The organism is Faecalicoccus sp. LCP19S3_E2 (genome assembly GCF_052121255.1).
Classification (GTDB): Bacteria; Bacillota_I; Bacilli_A; order Erysipelotrichales; family Erysipelotrichaceae; genus Faecalicoccus.
The window spans coordinates 28273-49801 of record NZ_JBQKEP010000013.1 but is presented as its reverse complement, the minus strand read 5'-3'; the positions used below and the strand labels follow the sequence as shown (position 1 = coordinate 49801).

Genomic DNA, 21529 nt, shown 5'->3' with positions numbered 1-21529 from the left:
CTTATTTCCCCATCTCATTCATACTGATCATAGAGAAGGATAAAGCCTCCAGTACACGTGTTAAAGCTTCAGCTGTATCTAAGGATGTCATACATGAAATATTGTTCTCTGCGGCCACACGGCGAATTAGGAAACCATCCTTGCTGGTGGAATTAGTCTTATTGCTCATCGTATTGATCACAAAGTTGACACGTCCATGGCGAATGATCTCCACAACGCTGTTGTCGCCACCTTCTTCGATCTTATTGGCATGATGTACAAACAATCCGTTTTCTTCTAACAGCTTAGCAGTTCCTTTGGTCGCATAGATTCCATAACCGATATCCGCAAAGCGTTTAGCCAGTTTCAAGGCCTCGCTTTTATCTTCATCGGCAATCGTCAACAGCACATTTCCATGCATCGGAACCGAAATACCACTGGCTACCAAAGCCTTATATAATGCTTTTTCCAGATTTACATCCGATCCTAATGCTTCTCCGGTTGATTTCATTTCCGGGCCTAATACCGTATCGACATGGCGCAGCTTCGCAAAGGAGAATACCGGTGCTTTGACAAAGACATGATGCTTGTCATCCGGATGATAGCCCGGTGTATAGCCCTGCTCAACAATGGAGTGTCCTAAAATGGCCTTCGTTGCGATATTGGACATCTGAATACCCGTGATCTTTGAAAGGAATGGCACCGTACGGCTGGATCTTGGATTGACCTCTAAGACATACACATTTTCATCCTTATCAACGATAAACTGAATGTTGTACAAACCGATGAAATGGAACCCTTTTCCAATGCGAATTCCATAGTCGATGATCGTTTCTTTGACTTTCTCGGAAATGATCTGTGTCGGATAGACACTGATGGAGTCTCCGGAGTGCACACCGGCACGTTCAATGTGTTCCATGACACCTGGAATAAATACGTTTTCACCATCGGCAATCGCATCGATTTCCAATTCTTTTCCAACGATATATTTATCAACCAGAATCGGTGCATCATGGCTGATTTCCTTAACAGCTGTGGCCATATAGACCTTTAATTCATCATCATTATGTACGATTTCCATCGCACGTCCACCTAAGACATAGCTTGGACGAACCAATACCGGATAACCGATCTTCTGTGCAATGACCAAAGCTTCTTCCACCGTAACGGCGGTTTCTCCCTGTGGTTGTGGAATATCTAGTTTTCGTAACATCGCTTCAAATTCATGACGATCCTCGGCACAATCAATGTCTTCCAAAGAGGTACCTAAAATCTTAACACCGTGTTGCACTAAAGAATCCGCTAAGTTAATGGCGGTCTGTCCACCAAACTGTACGATTACCCCTAATGGTTTTTCCAGTTCGATGACATGCATGACATCTTCCGTTGTCAATGGCTCAAAATACAGCTTATCACTGATAGAGAAATCCGTGGATACAGTTTCCGGGTTGTTGTTGATGATGATGGCTTCAAACCCTGCTTCACGCAATGTTTCCACACAATGTACGGTCGCATAGTCAAATTCAACACCTTGTCCGATACGGATCGGCCCAGACCCTAAAACAAGGATTTTTTTGCGATCTGAACAGATCGATTCATTTTCTTCTTCATAGCTGGAATAGAAGTAAGGTGTCGCACTGGTAAACTCACCGGCACAAGTATCGACCATCTTGTAAACCGGGAAAATTCCATTAGTCTTACGCAGATCATAGACTTCCTTTTCACTCATATCCCAGTTTTTCGCAATATAGCTATCGGAGAATCCGTTTTTCTTTAAAACCTTTAAGGTTTCCACATCCTTTACATGCGCCATCATTTCCTGTTCTAAATCAATGATGCGTTTGATGTGATGAATAAAGAACGAATCCATCTTGGTTTCTTTTAAGATGATGGACATATCAAATCCATTACGTAACCATTGGGCAATCGCAAAGATACGCTCATCATCGCTGTTTTTGATCTTTTCTAACAGCTGCATCTGATCCATGGAAGCAAATTCAGCCTTATAAATATGATCGACCTTCATTTCCAGGGAACGCACAGCTTTTAAGAATGATTCTTCAAAGGTACGGCCAATCGACATGATTTCCCCGGTTGCCTTCATCTGCGTTCCTAAATGACGATCTGCACTTGGGAATTTATCAAATGGGAAACGAGGGAATTTTGTGACAATGTAGTCAATGGCCGGTTCAAAGCAGGCATAGCTTGTCTTTGTGATCGGGTTTAAGATCTCGTCCAAGGTCAAGCCAACCGCCAGTTTGGCTGAAATCTTGGCAATCGGATACCCCGTTGCCTTACTGGCCAAAGCTGATGAACGAGATACACGAGGGTTGACCTCAATGACATAATATTTAAAGCTTTCTGGATCTAAAGCCAGCTGTACATTACAGCCACCACAGATCTTTAAAGCGCGAATGATCTTTAAAGAAGCACTTCGCAACATCTGATTTTCACGATCGGTCAAGGTCTGCACCGGAGCCACAACGATACTATCCCCGGTATGGATACCCACTGGATCGATGTTTTCCATGTTACAAACGACGATAGCATTATCGTTGGCATCACGCATAACTTCGTATTCGATTTCTTTATAACCGGCGATGCTTTGTTCGATCAAACATTGTCCAACCGGTGAAATCTTCAATCCGGCTTCACAAATCTCGCGTAATTCTTCTTCATTATCCGCAAAACCGCCACCGGTTCCCCCTAAGGTATAAGCCGGGCGCACAACAACCGGATAGCCATGCGTATTACAGAACTCTACGGCCAGATCAACGGTATGCACGATGGCACTTTCCGGTACCGGCTCTTTGATTTCCTGCATCAAAGCACGGAATAATTCGCGGTCTTCGGCACGGTTGATCGCATGCAGATCGGTTCCCAGAATTTCTACACCACATTCATCCAAAATACCATCATTATGCAGATCGACAACCAGGTTCAAACCTGTCTGTCCTCCCAGAGATCCCAAAATCGCATCCGGTCTTTCTTTATAAATGACACGTTTGGCAAAATCCAAAGTAATCGGTTCTATATAAACACGGTCGGCAATGGTTGTATCGGTCATGATCGTAGCCGGGTTAGAGTTGATCAAAATAACTTCATACCCTTCTTCACGAAGTGACTGGCATGCCTGACTTCCGGCATAATCAAATTCGGCTGCCTGTCCGATAACGATCGGCCCCGAACCGATCACAAGTATCTTATGTATATCCTGACGTTTAGGCATAGTGATCCTCCTTTTCCATCAGTTCCATGAAATCATCGAATAAATGTCCAGAATCTAACGGCCCGGCACTGGCTTCCGGATGGAACTGCACACTGAAACAAGGATAGTCTTTATGACGTACTCCTTCACAGCTCTTATCATTTAACGCCTGATGTGTCATCTCCAGACGCGTGTTTTTCAAAGAATCGATATCAACCGCAAAGCCATGGTTCTGGCTGGTAATCTCTACCTTTCCTGTTTTTAGATCCATCACCGGATGATTGGCTCCACGATGACCGAATTTTAACTTATACGTTTTAGCTCCACATGCTAAAGAAATCAGCTGATGTCCTAAACAGATTCCAAATACAACCGTTTGCGGAATCAATTTTTGAATGGTATCGATGGCCACCTGTACATCCTCCGGGTTCCCTGGACCATTTGACAACATTACCCCGTCCGGATGAAAGCCCATGATCACATCCGCCGGTGTATCATATGGTACAACGATCAGATCACAGCCACGTTTGGATAGTTCCCGGACAATACCAAGCTTGGCCCCAAAGTCCATCAGTACGACCTTTTTGCCACGATTTGGGATCGGAAAGATCTTCTGTGAGCTGACACGTTTGACCTGATCATGCAGATAATCGGTTTTCTGTAACGTTTTTACAATCGCATCCACATCGGCATCCACATTTGCCAAAGTAGCACGCATCGTTCCTTTATCGCGCAGCTTACGCGTAATCGCACGTGTATCGATACCGTAAATACCCGGAATATTTTCACGTCTCAAATATGTATCCAGTGTTTCCTGGCTTCGCCAGTTGTTTGGTTCATCACAATAATCCTTAACGACAAAGCCAAACACAGCCGGTACGATACTTTCGTTATCATCACGGTTGACTCCATAGTTTCCAATCAACGGGTATGTCATCATGACGATCTGTCCACAATAGGAATTGTCCGTCAGAATTTCCTGATACCCTGTCATGGAAGTATTGAAGACCAATTCTCCAATTTGAAAGTTGTCACTTCCAAAGGCAGTCCCACGATAGCAACTGCCATCTTCTAAAATCAGTAATCTTTCCATATACTCTATCCTTTCCACACCGTTTTAGAACCGACAATTGTTTCCCTGATGGCGCCATATACTTTCCAGCCATCAAACGGTGTATTTTTCCCTTTTGACAGAAATTGCGATGCATCGATCACACTTTCATGTTCCAGATCCACTAAAACCAGATCCGGACGATAACCGACCTCAATGGCTCCGATCTTTTCCAAGCCAAAGCGCTTGGCCGGTGCACCGGACATCCAGTTCACCAGCTGTGCCAATGTCCAGCGCTTCTGTTTTTTCACAAACTCCGTATATAATAAAGGAAAACTGGTTTCTAACGAAACAATACCGAATGGCGCTTTATCCATTGGGCGATCTTTTTCCTCTTTTGTATGCGGTGCATGATCATTGGCAATCATATCCAGCGATCCATTTTCTAATCCTTCGATCAAAGCCATACGATCTTCATGGGAGCGTAAAGGCGGATTCATCTTCCAGTTTGTTCCCTGCACATCCTGATCTTCCAACAACAAGTGATGCGCTGTAACTTCCCCTGTCACATCGGCTCCCTTTTCTTTATATTCTTTTAAAGCTTCCACGCTTTCTTTAGCACTGATATGACAGGCATGATACGCATTGCCGATCTGTTGAGACAGTTGCAGATCGCGAATCAACTGTGCACTTTCACAGGCACTTGGGATACCCAACCACCCTTTTTGGCGATTGACTTCACTGTCATGTACGCAGGCCCCCGGTTTTCGATAAGACATATCTTCGGTATGTGCCACGATCATACAATCATTTCCTCTGGCCGTTTCCATCGCCTGAGCCATAACTTCCGCAGTAGAAACACCAACGCCATCATCACTAAACCAGCGAATGCCAAATCGTTCTTTGATATCCTTCATATCAACGACTTCTTTGCTGGCCTCTTCTTTGGTGATACAGGCGTATGGGTGCACATGCACAACGGCATCCTGATTGATTTTTTCAACATACATCTGAATCGTTTGTACATCATCCGGATACGGGATGACATTAGGCATACAGAAAATCGTAGTAAAGCCACCATGGGCGGCCGCCAATGTTCCGGTATGAATCGTTTCTTTTTGTGTATAGCCAGGTTCTCGCAAATGCACGTGCACATCCACCAAACCCGGAATGACCGTTAATCCAGAAGCATCGATAATTTCAGCATCGGCCTGAATATTCTCTTCGATCTTTATAATTTCTTGTTCATCAAATAAAATATCTTTTTTGACAATCCCCTGCGGTGTCAGCACATTTCCATTTTTTATCAGTCGCATCTTATTTCTCCTTAAATGGGGCAAATCCAAAGGCACGCTTTAATACTGCTTTTCGCACTAAAACACCATTGGCCATTTGTTCAAAAATACGGCTTTTTGGTGCTTCAACCAGGTCAGAATCAATTTCGATATCGCGATTAAACGGTGCCGGATGCATCACGATCGCATGTTTTTTCATACGATTGTAACGCTCCTTGGTCAATCCATATCTTTGTAGATACTGCTCTTTGGTCAAATGCGCCAAGGTAGCTCCTCTTTCTCGCTGGATACGAAGCATCATTACGACATCCGCCCATTCAACCGCTTCATCCAAAGGCATCGTCGAATACCCCGGACGTTCCCATTCTTCCGGTCCACAGAAACGAACTTCACTGCCCATTCTTTCCAATGTGGATTTATTGGAAGCAGCCACACGTGAATGCAGGATATCTCCACAAATGACAATCTTTAAGCCTTTCAGCGTTCCAAATTCATTTTGCATGGTCAACAGATCCAACAGGCACTGTGTCGGATGATTACCGGCACCATCTCCAGCATTCAGGATCGGAACCTGAATTTCTTCCAACTCTTTAAAGTACTCCGTTTTAGGATGACGGATCACAAAAGCATCATAACCAACCATCTCAAAGGTCTTGATCGTATCAAAAAATGTTTCTCCTTTGGTCACACTGCTGGTTTCCGCATTGAAATCAGCCACCTTGCAGCCTAGCTGCAGCTCCGCACTTTCAAAAGAATAATGCGTTCTGGTGCTTGGCTCAAAAAAAAGATTAGCAACCAAACACTTTTTTAAAGGTAATTGCCAATCTGAATAGGAACTATTAAAAAGTCTTGCATCATTTAAGATACTCAAGATCTCATCCACAGATAGATCGTTCATGGAACATAAGGAATTTTTGTTCATACATTTCCTCCTTTATCTCCCTTAAAAAAAGGATTCAAAACACGTTCAAATCCCCTTCCTATTTACTAGGTGTATTCTACCATACTTCCCCTCGATTTCCAATCAGTTTGTCGAAAAAACGATTGACCTGTAAGTGACTGTATTATACGATTAAGTCAGAAAGAGAATTCCTACTCATCCCTTTGTTTTTACACTCTATTATTTCACATCATTTATCATATTTATAAAAGGAGACAGGCCATGAAAAAAGTATTGAAGATCATTGGTGGTGTTTTGGCAGTATGCCTGGTATTGCTTGCTTGCGGCGTAGGTTACTTAACGATTCGTGAATATCGACCGGAACCGGTAGAAACTCTATCTGCCAAAGAGGGGCATCAAGAAATCAATCAAAATGAACCCCTACATATTGTCACCTATAATATAGGGTATGCCGGTCTTGATAAAGACATGGATTTCTTTATGGATGGTGGAACTAAGGTCAATCCGGAATCAAAAGAAAAAGTGGAAGCCAATTTAGAAGGAATTCAAAATATTCTGAACGAACAAGATGCGGATGTGTATCTACTGCAGGAAGTTGATACCGATTCTAGCCGAACGTTTCATATCAACCAGCAAGAATATCTGGAAAAACAGCTAGATCAAAATAGTGTATTAGCCTACAATTTTAAATGTGATTTTGTTCCTTACCCGTTTCCTCCTATCGGAAAAGTAGAAAGCGGCATTATGACAATGACGAATTTCTCAATCGATTCAGCCAGTCGAATCGCCTTGCCGGAATCCTTTAGCTGGCCGATAAAAACATGTAATTTGAAACGTTGCATGTTGGAAACAAGAATTCCCATCAAAGGCACAGATAAAGAACTGGTGATCATCAACTTTCATCTGGAGGCGTATGACAGCGGCGAGGGTAAAATTGCCCAGAGTAAAAAACTTGCGCAAAAACTTCAGGAAGAATATGAAAAAGGAAATTATGTCATCGCCGGCGGTGATTTTAACCAAACATTCGAAGGTATGGATACATATCCTATTATAGACAAGGAAAGCTGGGTGCCGGGTGTCATGAGTCAGGAGGATCTCCCTGAACACTTTACCTTTTCAAATGCCGATAACGTTCCTACTTGTCGTTTACTTAATGAAGCCTATCAAGAAGATTCTCAGGTATATGTGATCGATGGCTTTATCGTATCCGATAATATAGAAGTTACATCCATTCAAAATATTGATACCCAGTTCCAATATACGGACCATCAACCTGTTTTCATGCAGATAAAATTCAAATAGTAAAATAGAAGGAGTCTACGGATTCCTTCTATTTGCTTTTTTTCTAAGCCTTCTGTTCCAAAATCTTCATAATATCTTCTCTTGAGGATGGCTCCACTGACAACATATCCATTGCCTGCTCAATATTGGATGCAATATGATTTTTGACCAATTGTAGAACACTGTCAGCTTTTCCTTGAAGAATACCTTTGATCGTACCTTTGGTCTCACCTCTCAGCTCGCCTTTCTCGATCAATGCCTCGCTAAACGTACACATCTTCCTGACCTCCTCCTCTTCCTCTTTTTCTAATAGTGTATCATACTTTTTCTCTAGGATTTCCAGGATCTGCTCCGCCTTCCTGTTTGACAGAAAGATCAGCTATATGAACTACATCACATCCCTGGGGCGCTTTAGGATCTCTTCAGTAGAAATCGTATCGATATCGTCTCCGGGGATACAGGATCAATACTTCCATCGTATCCTTACCTCTTCGTTTTGTTTTGCCCTTTCCCGTTATTCGATTCTCCTCTACATAATATCGGTAGAGTTTGTTATCTTTGTACCTAGGATGCCTTAAACAGATCCAAAAAGAAATCACTTTGTGCATATCCGCATACGCATCCCCTGTAAATCCCTGTGGATCGTTTCTTTGTCCGTCAATCAGTCGGCAGACATAGTAGAACCCTCGATGATACAGGACATCTTTTCCCGGGTCGATTCCCTGCGGTTCCATATCGATCCAGAGCCTTCTTTTCGGATCCTTTGGATGGGCAAACTTAAACAGCAGATCATAGCAAACCTTACTGTCCGGTATCTTGAGATCCTCTACATTTTGGCTGACCATTTTATTCGATGTTGGATCCGTATCCAGCCGATCATAAATCTCCTTTAAGGAAAGACCCTTGTATTCGGATAAGCACTCTTTATAGAGATAAGCTAAGATCTTTTTAAAGACAGGATCTTCTTGCACTGGGCATCATAGGATCGTTGGGGATCCTTCAATAAAGCTTCCCAAACTTTTCTTTCTTCCATCGTTTTTTCACCTCTCTTTCGTTACACATAGATGGAAATTAGAAACCTTCCTATTATTAGTTACGATAAAAATTCAAAAAACTATGAAAAAAAGTTGAATTTTTTTAAAACAGTTCTTAATACCCAGATAAAGAAAACTATGCCCCATAATCTAAAAAAGAATCAGGTTTATTTCTTCCCCTGATTCTTGACCGCATCCATCTTAGCCTGAATTTCTTCTGGATCTCCCAAATAATGATGCGATATCGCTTTTAGATCCTCATTCAATTCCATCACTAACGGCACACCTGTAGGAATATTCACATTGATAATATCTTCATCTGAAATATCATTTAAATATTTAAACAATGCACGAAGTGAATTACCATGTGCCGCAATCAAGACGCTTTTATTCGCAAGTATATCTTTCTTGATCACTTGTTCAAAAAAAAGCTAAAAAACTTCAAAGTGATTAAAATGAATCGATATTGATTACTGTTATTCCATATTATTATGAGCCTAATAAAAAATCTCCTTTGTGCTCTCTTATTAATACGTTCAAGGCTACAAAAGGAGATTTTAAAATTAAATTAATATGGACTTTTCATCCTGCGAGATTAACTCTTTTTTGTCTTTTTATAGAATAAAATTGTTAATATACCCGTAAATAAACTTAGAGATACAAAGAATAAACTATTTACAAAAACTGCTGTTTTTACACTTTTCGATTTCTTTTTATCTGTATTTAGATCCTTACTTTCCTGTTTTTTTGAATCATTTGAACTAGAAGCATTTTCATTTGATTCAGGATTCTGTGATCCATTATCTGTTACTGCTTCTTTTTTCTCTTTCACATTGATATACAGCTGTTTATAAGCATATTCATTATCAATAGTAATCGTATCACCATTTGCAAGATAATTTCCCATTACACCACTGCCTACTTCACCATCTAAAACCTCATATTTTTCAGGAATATCAAAAGATACAATATACTCTCCAAAAGGAACATTCTCTAATTTTGCACGATTGGAATCATCTTGACAGTTCAAAGTATATGTTTTACTTGGATCTTCTTTGGAAATTAAAGTCACCGGCATATTTTTCAATACATCCGATTCAACCAGCTTTCCATCCGTATGAAGATTGACTTCTACTTTTCCATATTTGATGACTGGTTGAGGTGCTTCTTTCTTTGTTACATTGATATACAGCTGTTTATATGCATATTCATTATCGATAGTAATCGTATCTGTGCTATGCATATAAGTGCCAGACACTCCGTAAGTACCGCCAAGATCTTCATAACCGTCCAAAATATCAAACAGAACCATATACTCTCCAAAAGGAACATTCTCTAATTTTGCACGATTGGAATCATCTTGACAGTTCAAAGTATATGTTTTACTTGGATCTTCTTTGGAAATTAAAGTCACCGGCATATTTTTCAATACATCCGATTCAACCAGCTTTCCATCCGTATGAAGATTGACTTCTACTTTTCCATATTTGATGACTGGTTGGGGTGCTTCTTTCTTTGTTACATTGATATACAGCTGTTTATATGCATATTCATTATCGATAGTAATCGTATCTGTGCTATGCATATAAGTGCCAGACACTCCGTAAGTACCGCCAAGATCTTCATAACCGTCCAAAATATCAAACAGAACCATATACTCTCCAAAAGGAACATTCTCTAATTCTGCACGATTGGAATCATCTTGACAGTTCAAAGTATATGTTTTAGTTGGATCTTCCTTTGAGACTAAAGTCACCGGCATATTTTTCAATACACCCGATTCAACCAGTTTTCCATCCGTATGAAGATTGACTTCTACTTTTCCATATTTTTCAACAGGTTGTGGTTCTTCTCTTTCCTTTATATTGATGTAAATCATGTTGTAAGCAAACTTTTGGTTTAAAGTCACTACATTCCCATTTTGAACATAAGTATCCGTACGTGGACCATTAGTATATACTCCACTTAATGTCACATAGTTTTCAGGTAGCTGAAACGAAACGACATAGTCTCCCAGTGGTATTGTCTTTTTTGTCTTAATGACATTAGAGCTGTCTTCACATGTCAGTGTGAAGGTTTGACTCGCATCGGTTGTCGATGTCAATGTAATCGGCATATTCTTTAAAACATCCGAACTTTCAAGTTGACCATCCGTATGCAAATTGACTTGCACCATCCCCAATGCAGTATCTGCCTTTACAAAATGAAACGAACATACCGCAAATAAACATAATATGGGAATCACCAGTAATGATATTAATTTTTTCTTCATATTATCCTCCTAATCACAAATAAGAAAATCGCAATTTAATGCAACCAATCACTAGTAAGACCACGGTGAGTAAAGCTTATATCATCCCCTTATAAATCGAATATCAAGTTCTTTTGTTGACTTATATTGTTCATTAGTCATTATAACAGAAACGTTCGTCGATATGAAGTATGAAAACAGCTGACTCTATAGAAACCATTTCAAAAAAAGAAAAACCTCTGATTTATAACCAAAGGTTTTTTACTACATCTTCATAAATTTTCTTGAAGGAATTTCTGTAATTGTATCTTAGTAGGCAATCCTTCATTATCACTCACATGCATAACTTGTATAGCTCCAATTGCGTTGGCTCGAGTTACACAATCCTTTAAGTTTAAGTTTTCAAGTATACCACTTAAGATACCTACCGCGAACCCATCACCGGCACCTACGGTATCTACAATTCTGTTTACTTTAAACCCCGGAACATGATAAATAGAATCCTTTTTTGCAACATAAGCACCTTTTGCACCATCTTTTATTATTGTAATCGGCACACCTAGATTCCGATAATATAGGGCTATCTTTTCAATATTAGAGGAGCCCATCAAGATTTCGCACTCATGGACACCAGGTAAAAATATATCACACATAGATGCTAAACGATTTATGACCTCGCACATAGTCTGTTGATTTTCCCATAAAGCTGGTCGCAGATTTGGATCAAATGTAACTAGAATATGGTTTTCTTTAGCCCTTTCTACCAATCTAAAAGTAGCTTCTCTTGCACTCTGAGAAAGAGCAGGAGGTATACCTGTAACATGTACTAGCTGAACATCACTTAAATCAATTTGATTAATTTCACTCACGGTAATATGTGATGCCGCCGAACCTTTTCGATAATATGGCGCCTGTGGATCACTTCCATCAGTTACACGATTTTTTAATTGAATACCAGTGCGATATACTGGATCAAGAGTTATATATTCCGTTCCAATACGATCTTTTACAAGTGCTTTTTTGATATAATGCCCAAAAGGATCATCACCCAACCGCGTTAAATACTCGACATGGTGTCCCAATCTCGACAATCCTATACTCACATTAACTTCCGCACCAGACATTTTTCTTGTGAAATGCTCTATATCTTCTAACGGTCCTTCTGTATCCGCAATCAACAGAGCCATCGGCTCTCCAAATAAGATTACATTTGCCATACAGATTACCTCAAATTGGAATTTCTAACCAGATGTATCGCAAATCCACCAATCTGATCCTTGAAATAAACAGCCTGTATTTTCCCGTCATCTCTGATAACTGTACTTTCTTCATTAAAGAGAATTCCTTTATTGATTAAGTAGGCTTTAGCTCGTTCAACAGAATTAACCGCTATGGCAATATGCCCTTTTTTTCCCAAATAAGGTGATTTCAAAGTCTCAACATAGGAGTCTGAGAAAATAGAAGATGGATTTTCTTTGGCAGTAAATCCAAAAATCTGCTCAAAGAAGTTTGCGATAGATCGAGCTTCTTGTACATCCTGTGCATTAATACCAACATGGGCCAATTCGAATCCAATCATTTTATGGACCGCCTCTCTGGCATTCTTTTCGATTTCATCAAATGCATTATGCCTCAGCAGATCTTTTGAAGCAATCCAGGATCCACCACAAGCGATGACACGATCAAAACTTAAGTAGTTATTTAAATTATCCAGATTGATTCCGCCGGTTGGCATAAAGGACAAAGTGCGATAGGGTGCCGCCATCACCTTGATAGCATTGATTCCTCCAGCGGCTTCTGCCGGAAAAAATTTAACCACGGATAACCGCAAGCTGACAGCTTTTTCTAAATCCGAAGGACAGGAGCATCCCGGGATGATATTGATTTTATGTTCCATACAATAGTGAACCACTGTTTCATTAAATCCCGGACTCACAATAAAATCTGCTCCTGCTTTCACGGCTTCATCTACCTGTTCAATTGATAAAACCGTTCCGGCCGCCACCAACAAATCAGGATATCTTTCTTTTATCAATTTTATAGCATTAGCCGCCTGCTTGGTTCGAAATGTAATTTCTACACAATGTATTCCACCTTTTAATAGCGCAGTCGCCAAAGAAACAGACTGGTTAACATCTTCTATTTCGACAACAGGAACTATGCCTTCTTCTTGAACTCTATTATAAATAGATTGTATCATCGTATCACTCCTATTACCTTATTGGCAGGATAGTGAATAGGTTCCCCTCGCAAAAATCGAACAGATTCTTCAGCCACTTTTCTCTTTAATTCTTGAGAGGCTTCTTCAGAATACCAAGCCATATGCGGTGTTACGATCACATTATCAAATTTAAATAATGGTGAATCTTTATCCACTGGTTCACCTAACATACAATCTAAACAAGCCCCACCTATCTGATGATCTGATAGAGCCTTCTCCAGATCTTTTTCATTAATGATGCCACCACGTGCTACATTAATCAGAATCGCAGTATCTTTCATTTTCTTAAACACTTTTTCATTAAACAAATTCATATTACCATCTGCAGGGCAATGAATTGATATAATATCAGATTGTTGAACTACATCCTCAAAGGGAACGCTTTTTACATAAAGATCTGTTTCTTCATCTGGTTTAAAATAAGGATCATAACCAATAACATAGAATCCCAATGCATTCATTTTTTTCGCAAAGTTTCTGCCAATTCTTCCTAGTCCGACAACACCGCAAGTGAGTTGTGAAAAACGATGTACTGGAATCGCCTTAGTATAGTCCCATTTTTCTTCCTTTGTATATTCATTCATTTCCACAATTTTTCGCAACATTGAAAGGCTTAATGCAATCGCATGATCGGCCACTTCATTCATACCATAATCAGGAACGTTGCCTACTAAAATCCCATGTTTTGTTGCCGCTGGAATATCAATCGTATCGAGTCCTACGCCATAACGAACAACATATTTTAGCTGTGGGCAATGATCCATAACCTTTTCTGTAATTTTGGCATACTGCACAATAAATACATCGGCTCCCTGACATTGTTCAATGACTTCATCTTCTGTGATTGCCTGTTTAAGTTCCACACAGATACCGGCTCTGTCAAATATTTCTTTTTCGATATTTATATTTTCATGATCACAATCTGTAATAATAACTTTCATTTTATGATTCTCCCTAACGAACTAAATAACCACCGTCAACTGGAATAACAGCTCCATTGATATAATCTGAAGCATCAGAGGACAGCCATACGACCGGCCCTTTCATATCATCCGGCGTTCCCCATTTTTTATTGGGAATACGATTTGTTATCGCTTCATATCGCGGATTTGTAGGATCCATTAAAGCCGTATTCATTTCTGTAGCCATATAACCAGGTGCCAGAGCGTTTACATTGACTCCTTTTTCCGCCCATTCATTACATAAAGCTTTTGTAATTTGTGCAACTCCACCTTTGGAAGCTGCATAAGCAGGAACCGTATACCCACCGAAGAAAGAGAGCATAGAGGCAATATTCACAATTTTTCCTTTGGAATTTTGTTTGATAAACTGTCTTCCCGCAAGCTGGCACATGGCAAAAACACTGCGCAGATTTACATTCAAAACAAAATCAAATTCTTTTAAAGGAAATTCTTCACTAGGATAACGTCTTTGAACCCCTGCACCATTTACCAAGATATCAAGATGTCCTCCCAGTTTTTCTATCGCTTTTGAAAAATCAGCTTCCCTTGTATCATCATTTCCCAGATCAGAAATAACAGCATAGCATTCAAATCCTTTATCTGAGTAATATTTTGCGGTTTCTAACGCCTTAGGATTGATATCCATAATGCAAACCTTTGCTCCTGCTTCCATTAAGCCCTCTGCCATACCTTGACTAAGCCCTTGAGCAGCACCAGTAACAATTGCAGTTTTACCATTTAAATCGTTTAAATTCATAATATCATCCTTCCTTATTATTTATCGAACACCGGATCATTGATAGCTAGATCATATCTTCTGCTTTGATGAGAAAATGCAGCTAGAACCCATAAATATGCGTTTCTTTCACCAGGGATAGCTACAGTTGGGTGGTATCCACAAGGTGCCTGGACCATAGATCCCGAGTGGACTGTATGTGTTACGATATCTTCCACTTCTCCACTCTTTAAGTAACTAATATGAAAGCCAAAATGAGGTAAAGGCATATCAAAATAACAGTAAACTTCTTCTAAATCTTTTTCATGTTGATGAGGCGGCCAACTTGTCCAGGTGCCTTCTCCAGACCAAGTTAAACCACAGATCAAACGAGATGCCTCGTCTTCCGGGGCCAGTGTCATCATGACTTCACGACGTCCGGCTCCTTTTCCATGAATTTGATGAATGTCTCCAATGGGTAAATCTTTGTTAAATTTGCGAAAAAAAGGTTTTCCGATTCCTTCATATTTAGCACCAGCAATATAGAAAATACAGTCTTCTAAAGCTTCAATTTTCAACTTGTCATTTCCTGGTATGTAACATGCATCATATTTATCCATATCTTGTGATAAAACTGAATGATGTAATTTAGCCTTTCCAGCAAGCAAAACCGGATGCATCTCTAAATCTTTAGATTCCAGTACATAGGTTTCTCCTTTAGGTAAATTTAAACGAAACATCTGTACTTCTTTGCATTCGCAAGTCTTTGGAGTAATCACTTCATGAAATCCCGGTTTCTCTGAAGACTGCACCATCCATTTTTCCATTCGTTGTTTATTTTCCATATTTTGCATAATTATGCACTCCATTTCTATTTTCTTTATAAATCATCAGCTCAAAAAGAATGTACTAAAAGTCGGTATTAAAACCACCAATAAAAAGACCACAACATAACCGATAAAGAAAGGTGTTTGTCCTTTTACAATTTCACCCATTTTTAGTTTCGTTACAGAGGCAGCTGAGAATATGTTGACTGCTACCGGAGGAGTCATTGTGCCAATGACATTCGATAAACAAACGATCATACCAAAATGAATGACATCAATACCAAGACTGGCGGCGATTGGCCATAAAATAGGTACCATCAGTACACAAGTCGCAATTCCCTCCAGGAAAGTGCCAAAGATCAATAAAACAACCGCCACTACCACGCAGAACAATGTCGGACTCAAATTCATTGCCTGAATGAAATGTACTAATTCTCCGGAAATTCCAGAATAAGCAAAGATCCAGGAGAAAGCCGTCGATGTCGCAATAATGAATAAAATCATTGCAGATCCTTTAGCAGATTCTAAAAGAATTGGTACCAAATCTTTTATGGTAACCTCCCGATAGATAAATAAGCCAACGACCAATGCCCAAACTACCGCAACAGCAGCAGACTCCGTTGGTGTTAATAACCCGGAATAGATACCGCCTAAGATAATAACAGGAAGCAAAATAGCTGGAACCGCACTGATAAATGAGTGACTGAATTCTTTAGCTGTCATTTTTTGTGTCGTCTTTGGCCAGTTTTCTTTATGTGCCAAATAAAGAACAACAGTCATCAATACTACCATTATGACAAATCCAACAAACATACCGGAGGAGAACATATCTCCAATAGAAGCACCGGTAATCGTTCCATAGACAACCATAATAATGCTTGGCGGAATAATCGGCCCTAATCCTCCAGATACGACCAGAAGACCTGCCGTACGATCTTTTGGATATCCCATTTTTACCATTTCCGGATACAACATCGATCCAATCGCAATTACTGTTGCCGGCGCAGAACCAGATAATGCCGCAAAGAAAGCACAGGCCAGCACTAATGCCATAGCCATACCTCCACGGACACCACCGACAATGCTATTGGCAAAATCTACCAGCCGCCTGGATATTCCGCCTTTGGTCATCAAATTTCCCGCAAGGATAAAGAAAGGAATAGCCATGATGGAAGTTGATTCCAAACCGCCAAAAATGCGTTGTGCTATAATTCCCGTCGTAACAGTGAAATCTGGACTAAAAACAATTGTTGTCCATACAGAAGCCCCTAACGCAAATGCAATCGGAACACCTATGACCAAAAACAATGCCATTGAACAAAAAAGTAATAAAGCTGTTCCCATCAGGCTTCACTCTCCTTCCCTTTTTCTCGAATCAACGTAATGACAAGTTCTACCGTAAATGCAATTTGTACAAGAACGATCATCGCAAAACTAATGACCAACGCTGCATAAGGAATTGACATCGGCAAGTGTAGGGCAGATGAAGTTTGCCCAGTCTGCACTTGCTTAGAAACTAAATGAATAGCTGAAATCAATACTGAAGAGGAAAAAATCAACACAACCACTTTTGAAAAAATCATGACAATTCCTTTAAAAGCACCATGCAATTTATCCAATACAGCTGTGACTGCAATCTGAGTTCCATCTCGTAAACCGACTTCCGTACCAATCAAAGCCATATAAATCATGCAGTAAATGGAAGCTTCTTCAAACCAGGGAATCGGCAATTTAAAGAAGTTACGATTTATTACCTGAGCAAAGGAACAAATCACCATGATTGAAAAAGTAACCACCATAATAAAGTTTTCTATCGATGTTAAGGACTTTAATGTTTTTTTCATAAGCACCTCACGAATCCTTTTCTTCTACAGGATTTTGTGCAATCACTTCATCTATCGCCTGCTGCCATTCCTGATTAAATGCAAATCCCTGCCGATCAGCCTCTTTTTGATAGGCATCCTTCAATACTCGAATATCAATATCGTAAAACGTAACACCTTTTTTCTTTAACTCTTCAATAGCTTTTTCATTGGTGTCTGCCAAAAATTTTCTTTCCGCTTTATATCCTTCTTTACATCCCTCTAAGAATGGTTCTCGTAAGTCTTCAGGAATCATGTTCCATGCCTTATTCGACATCATGACAGGGATATATGTAAATGCATGTTTCGTAAAAGTAATATTTTTTGTTACTTCATAATATCCATTAGATAAACAGTTACTGACTGCATTTTCAGCGGCGTCAATGGTCCCCTGTTGTAAAGCGGTAAATACCTCATTATAAGGCATCGCCGTAGGCATAGCTCCAAAGGATTGGAAAGCGGCCATGTGATATTGATTTTGCATGGTTCGGATTTTAATGCCTTTAAAATCATCAATCGTTTTGATTGGTCTGGTACTAAACGTATCGCGGAATCCTGATTCCAGATATCCGATTACGTGAACATCTAATTTTTCCAAAGCCGCTTTTTCAATTAGGTCCCCAATAGGGCCATCTACAGCTGCATGTGCCTGTTGCTCATTTTCCCAAAGATAAGCTTGATCCAGTATATTCATCTCCGGTATCCAGTTCGTTAAAACGGAATTGGCAGCCGAAGCAATATCCAAATCTCCCTGCGAGCAAAGTTCTACAGAACCTCTTTCATCTCCCAAAGCTCCGCCGGTAACAACAACCAGTTTAATTTTACCGTTTGTCTTTTCATAAACCTTATCCGCCATTTCTTTAGCGCCGGCATAGATAGGAGAAGACTCTCCGTCAACAATCGCCATACGAAAAACTAATTGTGAATCTGGATCTTCTGATGTTTTCTTAGCACATCCTGTACATAAAACTAATGTCAACGTACATACCATCATTACCGCAACTATTCGCCTGATTTTAGTGGCAAGTCGCTTGTATTCCATTCATTTCACCTCCAAATCTGAATTAGAACACAGTATTATTCTTCAAATTCATCCGATGTATTTGTCAGTTTTGTTATATCATTCATATGACTTATTGTCAATGTATTCGGTTACATTTTGGTAAATACTTACTAATTTTCCTATTTTTTGTATTTTTATAAGTTTATTCATCATATGTATTATTCTTTTTCATCATACCTATTTACAAATTTTAAAAATGTCTTATAGTAAAGAAAAAGGAGGTTCTACCAATGAATCAAAACAACTGTTTTTACTGTATAAAAGATGAACGACTCTCTAACTTAATGATTCCTGTTTGTACTTTTTCCACATCTACTCTTTATCTATTTAAAGATCAACGATATCCGGGTCGTTGTGTATTGGCTTGCGACAAACACTATAATGAAATTTTTGAATTATCATACAAAGAGCGAGAAACAATGATGCAAGATCTATCAAAAGTGTCAAAAGCACTGAAGCTTTTATTTCATGCCGATAAAATCAATCTTGCGGTTTACGGGGATTTGGTCTCTCACTTTCATGTTCATATCGTTCCAAAAACAAGAGATGGTTTTGAATGGGGCAAACCTTTTAGCGATGAAAAAGAAAAACATTTTTTAGAGGATGCTGAATATCAAGATCGTATAAATAAGATTAAAATGGCATTACAAGACATTGACATCTAGCACGTATGTATAAAGAGAAAACATGAATTATAAAGAAGAACAGATAAATTAAAAAACTCAGTAAATCACACTTGAAACAGTTTCATTATGTTTAGATACGGAATATCTGCAAGACCTAGACAAACTACAAAACATAATCGTAAATGCATAAAGAGAGTCACACCCTGGCAATGCACTAATGAAAAGATTTATAATGCTAAACCTTGCACGTCAAAAATATTGCTGCAATGCAACTCTTTGAAAATGCAATTCTGATTTGCACTATCATTTCCGGTTATTTCCAAAGAATTCAGTTTTGATTTATATGTGCAATCTTTTGATAAAATTATCAGAAAAACTGAATATCTGTTTAATTTGTGACCTGCCAAAAAACTCAAAATCAGTGCTTCCTGTTTTTTTTAGTGTGTAAGCATAAATAATTTGTTCAAAACAGAAACCTTCTAAAGGTATCAAGATGTATTTAAAAATTACTTATGCACTTTTTTGAAAAGCGTACATCCACTAAACTATCAATCCACTATTTTATCAATATTCATTCAATTTGCACAATCAGCACCTAAAGGCAACGGAATAACAAAAAAAGAGAGCTTAAATTTCTTGACTAAGCTCTCTTTTCTTTTCATCCATTTCGTCTATAATACCACTACGAATCACATTGAGATGCATGATCATGTTATATTTAGCACCTACACTATCTCTATGGGCAACAGAGTTTGTAATACTTCTATGCAATGCGACAGTATTCATTTTAAATTTGTCGCGAGTCACCCCAATATTTAATTCCACGGAAGAAGTGATTACAGGAACCAGTTTTCGAATCACACGATTCCCACTACATTCACCTAATATTTGATGAAATTTTGCATCTTCTTTTCGATAGGGCTGATCGTGCAAAATCAGACTCTCAACTTTATCACACTGTTCCCGCAGGGCTTTTATTTGTAAATCTGTAGCATTAGAAGCTGCTAAAGCCGCTATTTCCGGTTCTAACATAAGGCGCACAGCCATCATGTCTAATGCCAGATTCTGTCTGTCCTTTTCAAACGCCAATCCCAAAGGGTCCTCAGGAATACCATTTTTATGTGAAACAAAAGTACCAGCTCCTTGGCGAACTTCTAAAATATTGCGGGAAACCAAACTTCGAATGGCTTCGCGGACCGTTCCACGCCCAACCTCCAAAAACTTGGCGAGCTCATATTCCGTAGGAAGACGATCTCCTGGCTCCATCTGCTCATCTTTTATGTACTGAATTATCTTTTCAGCCGCCACTTGTGCAAGAGATCGATTTTTCTTAACGCTCTGCACACAACCACCCTCTCTAGATTAACTACAATTACATATACTAGAATTATAACCTGAATATCTATGAAACTCAAATATCTAAAGCTACGTGGTTCATGTACTTTCTTACTTCTTCCCCTGATTCTTTACCGCATCCATCTTTGCCTGTATTTCTTCTGGATTTCCTAAATAACGATACGATACAGCTTCTAAATTCTCATCCAATTCTACAACCAATGGAACACCTGTTGGGATATTCACATTAATAATATCTTCATCCGATATATGATTTAAATATTTAAATAGTGCTCGAAGAGAATTTCCATGTGCCGCAATCAATACTTTCTTTCCTTCGACAATGTCTTTTTTAATCACATCTTCATAATATGGAATGACTCTTGCGATAGTATCTTTTAGACTCTCTGTTAAAGGTAAATCTTTCGCATCTACATTTTTATACATTTTTTGTAGAGCTGGATTTCGATCATCTTCTGGCGTCAGTGCAGGTGGCTGTACATCAAAGGAGCGTCTCCAGATCTTAACTTGCTGCTCTCCGTATTTAGCCGCTGTTTCCGCTTTGTTCAGCCCCTGTAAAGCACCATAATGTCTTTCATTAAGCTTGTAACTTTTAATAACAGGAATCCATTCTTCATCCAGCTCTTCCAAGACATGATTGGCCGTATGAATGGCTCTTTTCAAAACAGATGTATAACAGACATCAAAAGTAAAACCTTCTTCTTTTAAAGCTTTACCTCCCTGCGCCGCTTCTAAATGTCCTTTTTCAGATAAGTCTACATCTGTCCAACCCGTAAATAGATTTTTCTTATTCCATTCACTTTCACCATGACGAATCATTACAATCTGATAGTTCATAACATTTACCTCCGGTTAGATAATTCTAACTATAGTATATTATTTCTGTTCCTCTACTCA

20 protein-coding genes are annotated in these 21529 nt (G+C 39.3%); 2 read left to right on the top strand and 18 right to left on the bottom strand.

Translation table 11 applies throughout. The features are described 5' to 3' along the window. Position 1 precedes the first annotated feature (1 nt). The 4 genes from carB to ACTQX6_RS10630 are packed head-to-tail and all read right to left on the bottom strand — an operon-like array spanning position 2 to position 6455. Positions 2-3208 carry a carbamoyl-phosphate synthase large subunit gene (gene carB, locus ACTQX6_RS10645; protein ID WP_195223015.1) on the bottom strand — a complete coding sequence of 1069 codons (3207 nt, stop codon included), beginning with the start codon at positions 3206-3208 and terminating at the stop codon, positions 2-4. Then, positions 3201-4280, bottom strand: a complete 1080-nt coding sequence (gene carA, locus ACTQX6_RS10640) for a glutamine-hydrolyzing carbamoyl-phosphate synthase small subunit (protein WP_294688395.1) — start codon at positions 4278-4280, stop codon at positions 3201-3203. Before carA ends, carB begins: the two co-directional genes overlap by 8 nt. A gap of 5 nt (positions 4281-4285) precedes the next feature. Then, positions 4286-5554: a dihydroorotase gene (locus tag ACTQX6_RS10635; RefSeq protein WP_195223017.1), complete on the bottom strand. Its 1269-nt coding sequence runs from the start codon at positions 5552-5554 to the stop codon at positions 4286-4288. A 1-nt stretch (position 5555) separates the two neighbouring features. Continuing rightward, positions 5556-6455 (bottom strand): aspartate carbamoyltransferase catalytic subunit, encoded by a 900-nt coding sequence (locus ACTQX6_RS10630; RefSeq protein WP_117447295.1) that lies wholly within the window; start codon positions 6453-6455, stop codon positions 5556-5558. 240 nt (positions 6456-6695) lie between these two features. Between ACTQX6_RS10630 and ACTQX6_RS10625 the strand changes: the two genes are divergently transcribed. After that, complete coding sequence (locus ACTQX6_RS10625) at positions 6696-7736, top strand: endonuclease/exonuclease/phosphatase family protein (RefSeq protein ID WP_117447296.1); 1041 nt, start codon at positions 6696-6698, stop codon at positions 7734-7736. 43 nt (positions 7737-7779) lie between these two features. On the opposite strand, the gene ACTQX6_RS10620 is transcribed toward ACTQX6_RS10625, so the two are convergent. From ACTQX6_RS10620 to ACTQX6_RS10565, 12 genes are all read right to left on the bottom strand, one after another. Further along, positions 7780-7992 (bottom strand): hypothetical protein, encoded by a 213-nt coding sequence (locus ACTQX6_RS10620; protein WP_434313108.1) that lies wholly within the window; start codon positions 7990-7992, stop codon positions 7780-7782. A 145-nt stretch (positions 7993-8137) separates the two neighbouring features. Further along, positions 8138-8686 (bottom strand): hypothetical protein, encoded by a 549-nt coding sequence (locus ACTQX6_RS10615; RefSeq protein ID WP_441657543.1) that lies wholly within the window; start codon positions 8684-8686, stop codon positions 8138-8140. Positions 8687-8916: 230 nt separating this feature from the next. Then, positions 8917-9165 (bottom strand): 2,3-bisphosphoglycerate-dependent phosphoglycerate mutase, encoded by a 249-nt coding sequence (locus ACTQX6_RS10610; RefSeq protein ID WP_117445986.1) that lies wholly within the window; start codon positions 9163-9165, stop codon positions 8917-8919. 179 nt (positions 9166-9344) lie between these two features. Further along, on the bottom strand, positions 9345-11021 hold the full coding sequence (locus ACTQX6_RS10605) for a hypothetical protein (protein ID WP_441657579.1): 1677 nt from the start codon (positions 11019-11021) through the stop codon (positions 9345-9347). Positions 11022-11272: 251 nt separating this feature from the next. Then, positions 11273-12217 (bottom strand): sugar kinase, encoded by a 945-nt coding sequence (locus ACTQX6_RS10600; protein WP_117445988.1) that lies wholly within the window; start codon positions 12215-12217, stop codon positions 11273-11275. Between the two features lie 5 nt (positions 12218-12222). Then, positions 12223-13200 carry a bifunctional 4-hydroxy-2-oxoglutarate aldolase/2-dehydro-3-deoxy-phosphogluconate aldolase gene (gene eda, locus ACTQX6_RS10595; RefSeq protein ID WP_294688005.1) on the bottom strand — a complete coding sequence of 326 codons (978 nt, stop codon included), beginning with the start codon at positions 13198-13200 and terminating at the stop codon, positions 12223-12225. Then, positions 13197-14162 carry a C-terminal binding protein gene (locus ACTQX6_RS10590; RefSeq protein WP_294688006.1) on the bottom strand — a complete coding sequence of 322 codons (966 nt, stop codon included), beginning with the start codon at positions 14160-14162 and terminating at the stop codon, positions 13197-13199. The genes eda and ACTQX6_RS10590 overlap by 4 nt, the downstream gene beginning before the upstream one ends. A 13-nt stretch (positions 14163-14175) precedes the next feature. After that, positions 14176-14940 carry an SDR family oxidoreductase gene (locus ACTQX6_RS10585; protein ID WP_168965222.1) on the bottom strand — a complete coding sequence of 255 codons (765 nt, stop codon included), beginning with the start codon at positions 14938-14940 and terminating at the stop codon, positions 14176-14178. A 17-nt stretch (positions 14941-14957) separates the two neighbouring features. Next, the gene (locus ACTQX6_RS10580; RefSeq protein ID WP_272007100.1) at positions 14958-15752 is read right to left on the bottom strand and encodes a 5-deoxy-glucuronate isomerase; all 795 of its coding nucleotides are present in this window, start codon (positions 15750-15752) and stop codon (positions 14958-14960) included. Positions 15753-15788: 36 nt separating this feature from the next. Further along, complete coding sequence (locus tag ACTQX6_RS10575) at positions 15789-17069, bottom strand: TRAP transporter large permease (protein WP_117445993.1); 1281 nt, start codon at positions 17067-17069, stop codon at positions 15789-15791. After that, complete coding sequence (locus ACTQX6_RS10570) at positions 17069-17569, bottom strand: TRAP transporter small permease (protein WP_294688009.1); 501 nt, start codon at positions 17567-17569, stop codon at positions 17069-17071. Before ACTQX6_RS10570 ends, ACTQX6_RS10575 begins: the two co-directional genes overlap by 1 nt. A gap of 7 nt (positions 17570-17576) precedes the next feature. Next, the gene (locus tag ACTQX6_RS10565) at positions 17577-18629 is read right to left on the bottom strand and encodes a TRAP transporter substrate-binding protein (protein WP_195222630.1); all 1053 of its coding nucleotides are present in this window, start codon (positions 18627-18629) and stop codon (positions 17577-17579) included. Positions 18630-18880: 251 nt separating this feature from the next. Between ACTQX6_RS10565 and ACTQX6_RS10560 the strand changes: the two genes are divergently transcribed. Then, positions 18881-19315: an HIT family protein gene (locus ACTQX6_RS10560; RefSeq protein ID WP_117445996.1), complete on the top strand. Its 435-nt coding sequence runs from the start codon at positions 18881-18883 to the stop codon at positions 19313-19315. 588 nt (positions 19316-19903) lie between these two features. Here the strand turns inward: ACTQX6_RS10560 and ACTQX6_RS10555 are convergent. Beyond that, on the bottom strand, positions 19904-20620 hold the full coding sequence (locus ACTQX6_RS10555; protein WP_206198231.1) for a FadR/GntR family transcriptional regulator: 717 nt from the start codon (positions 20618-20620) through the stop codon (positions 19904-19906). Between the two features lie 102 nt (positions 20621-20722). After that, positions 20723-21469 carry a 2,3-diphosphoglycerate-dependent phosphoglycerate mutase gene (gene gpmA / locus ACTQX6_RS10550; protein ID WP_294688011.1) on the bottom strand — a complete coding sequence of 249 codons (747 nt, stop codon included), beginning with the start codon at positions 21467-21469 and terminating at the stop codon, positions 20723-20725. Positions 21470-21529 lie beyond the last annotated feature (60 nt).

Bases quoted from the DNA above. Each gene is read 5' to 3' on its own strand.
- ACTQX6_RS10600 (WP_117445988.1), bottom strand. From the start codon at position 12,217: ATGGCAAATGTAATCTTATTTGGAGAGCCGATGGCTCTGTTGATTGCG.
- ACTQX6_RS10575 (WP_117445993.1), bottom strand. From the start codon at position 17,069: ATGGGAACAGCTTTATTACTTTTTTGTTCAATGGCATTGTTTTTGGTC.
- ACTQX6_RS10620 (WP_434313108.1), bottom strand. From the start codon at position 7,992: ATGTGTACGTTTAGCGAGGCATTGATCGAGAAAGGCGAGCTGAGAGGT.
- ACTQX6_RS10580 (WP_272007100.1), bottom strand. From the start codon at position 15,752: ATGCAAAATATGGAAAATAAACAACGAATGGAAAAATGGATGGTGCAG.
- ACTQX6_RS10630 (WP_117447295.1), bottom strand. From the start codon at position 6,455: ATGAACAAAAATTCCTTATGTTCCATGAACGATCTATCTGTGGATGAG.
- ACTQX6_RS10565 (WP_195222630.1), bottom strand. From the start codon at position 18,629: ATGGAATACAAGCGACTTGCCACTAAAATCAGGCGAATAGTTGCGGTA.
- carA (WP_294688395.1), bottom strand. From the start codon at position 4,280: ATGGAAAGATTACTGATTTTAGAAGATGGCAGTTGCTATCGTGGGACT.
- ACTQX6_RS10635 (WP_195223017.1), bottom strand. From the start codon at position 5,554: ATGCGACTGATAAAAAATGGAAATGTGCTGACACCGCAGGGGATTGTC.
- ACTQX6_RS10625 (WP_117447296.1), top strand. From the start codon at position 6,696: ATGAAAAAAGTATTGAAGATCATTGGTGGTGTTTTGGCAGTATGCCTG.
- gpmA (WP_294688011.1), bottom strand. From the start codon at position 21,469: ATGAACTATCAGATTGTAATGATTCGTCATGGTGAAAGTGAATGGAAT.
- ACTQX6_RS10590 (WP_294688006.1), bottom strand. From the start codon at position 14,162: ATGAAAGTTATTATTACAGATTGTGATCATGAAAATATAAATATCGAA.
- ACTQX6_RS10605 (WP_441657579.1), bottom strand. From the start codon at position 11,021: ATGAAGAAAAAATTAATATCATTACTGGTGATTCCCATATTATGTTTA.
- carB (WP_195223015.1), bottom strand. From the start codon at position 3,208: ATGCCTAAACGTCAGGATATACATAAGATACTTGTGATCGGTTCGGGG.
- ACTQX6_RS10585 (WP_168965222.1), bottom strand. From the start codon at position 14,940: ATGAATTTAAACGATTTAAATGGTAAAACTGCAATTGTTACTGGTGCT.
- eda (WP_294688005.1), bottom strand. From the start codon at position 13,200: ATGATACAATCTATTTATAATAGAGTTCAAGAAGAAGGCATAGTTCCT.
- ACTQX6_RS10570 (WP_294688009.1), bottom strand. From the start codon at position 17,569: ATGAAAAAAACATTAAAGTCCTTAACATCGATAGAAAACTTTATTATG.
- ACTQX6_RS10560 (WP_117445996.1), top strand. From the start codon at position 18,881: ATGAATCAAAACAACTGTTTTTACTGTATAAAAGATGAACGACTCTCT.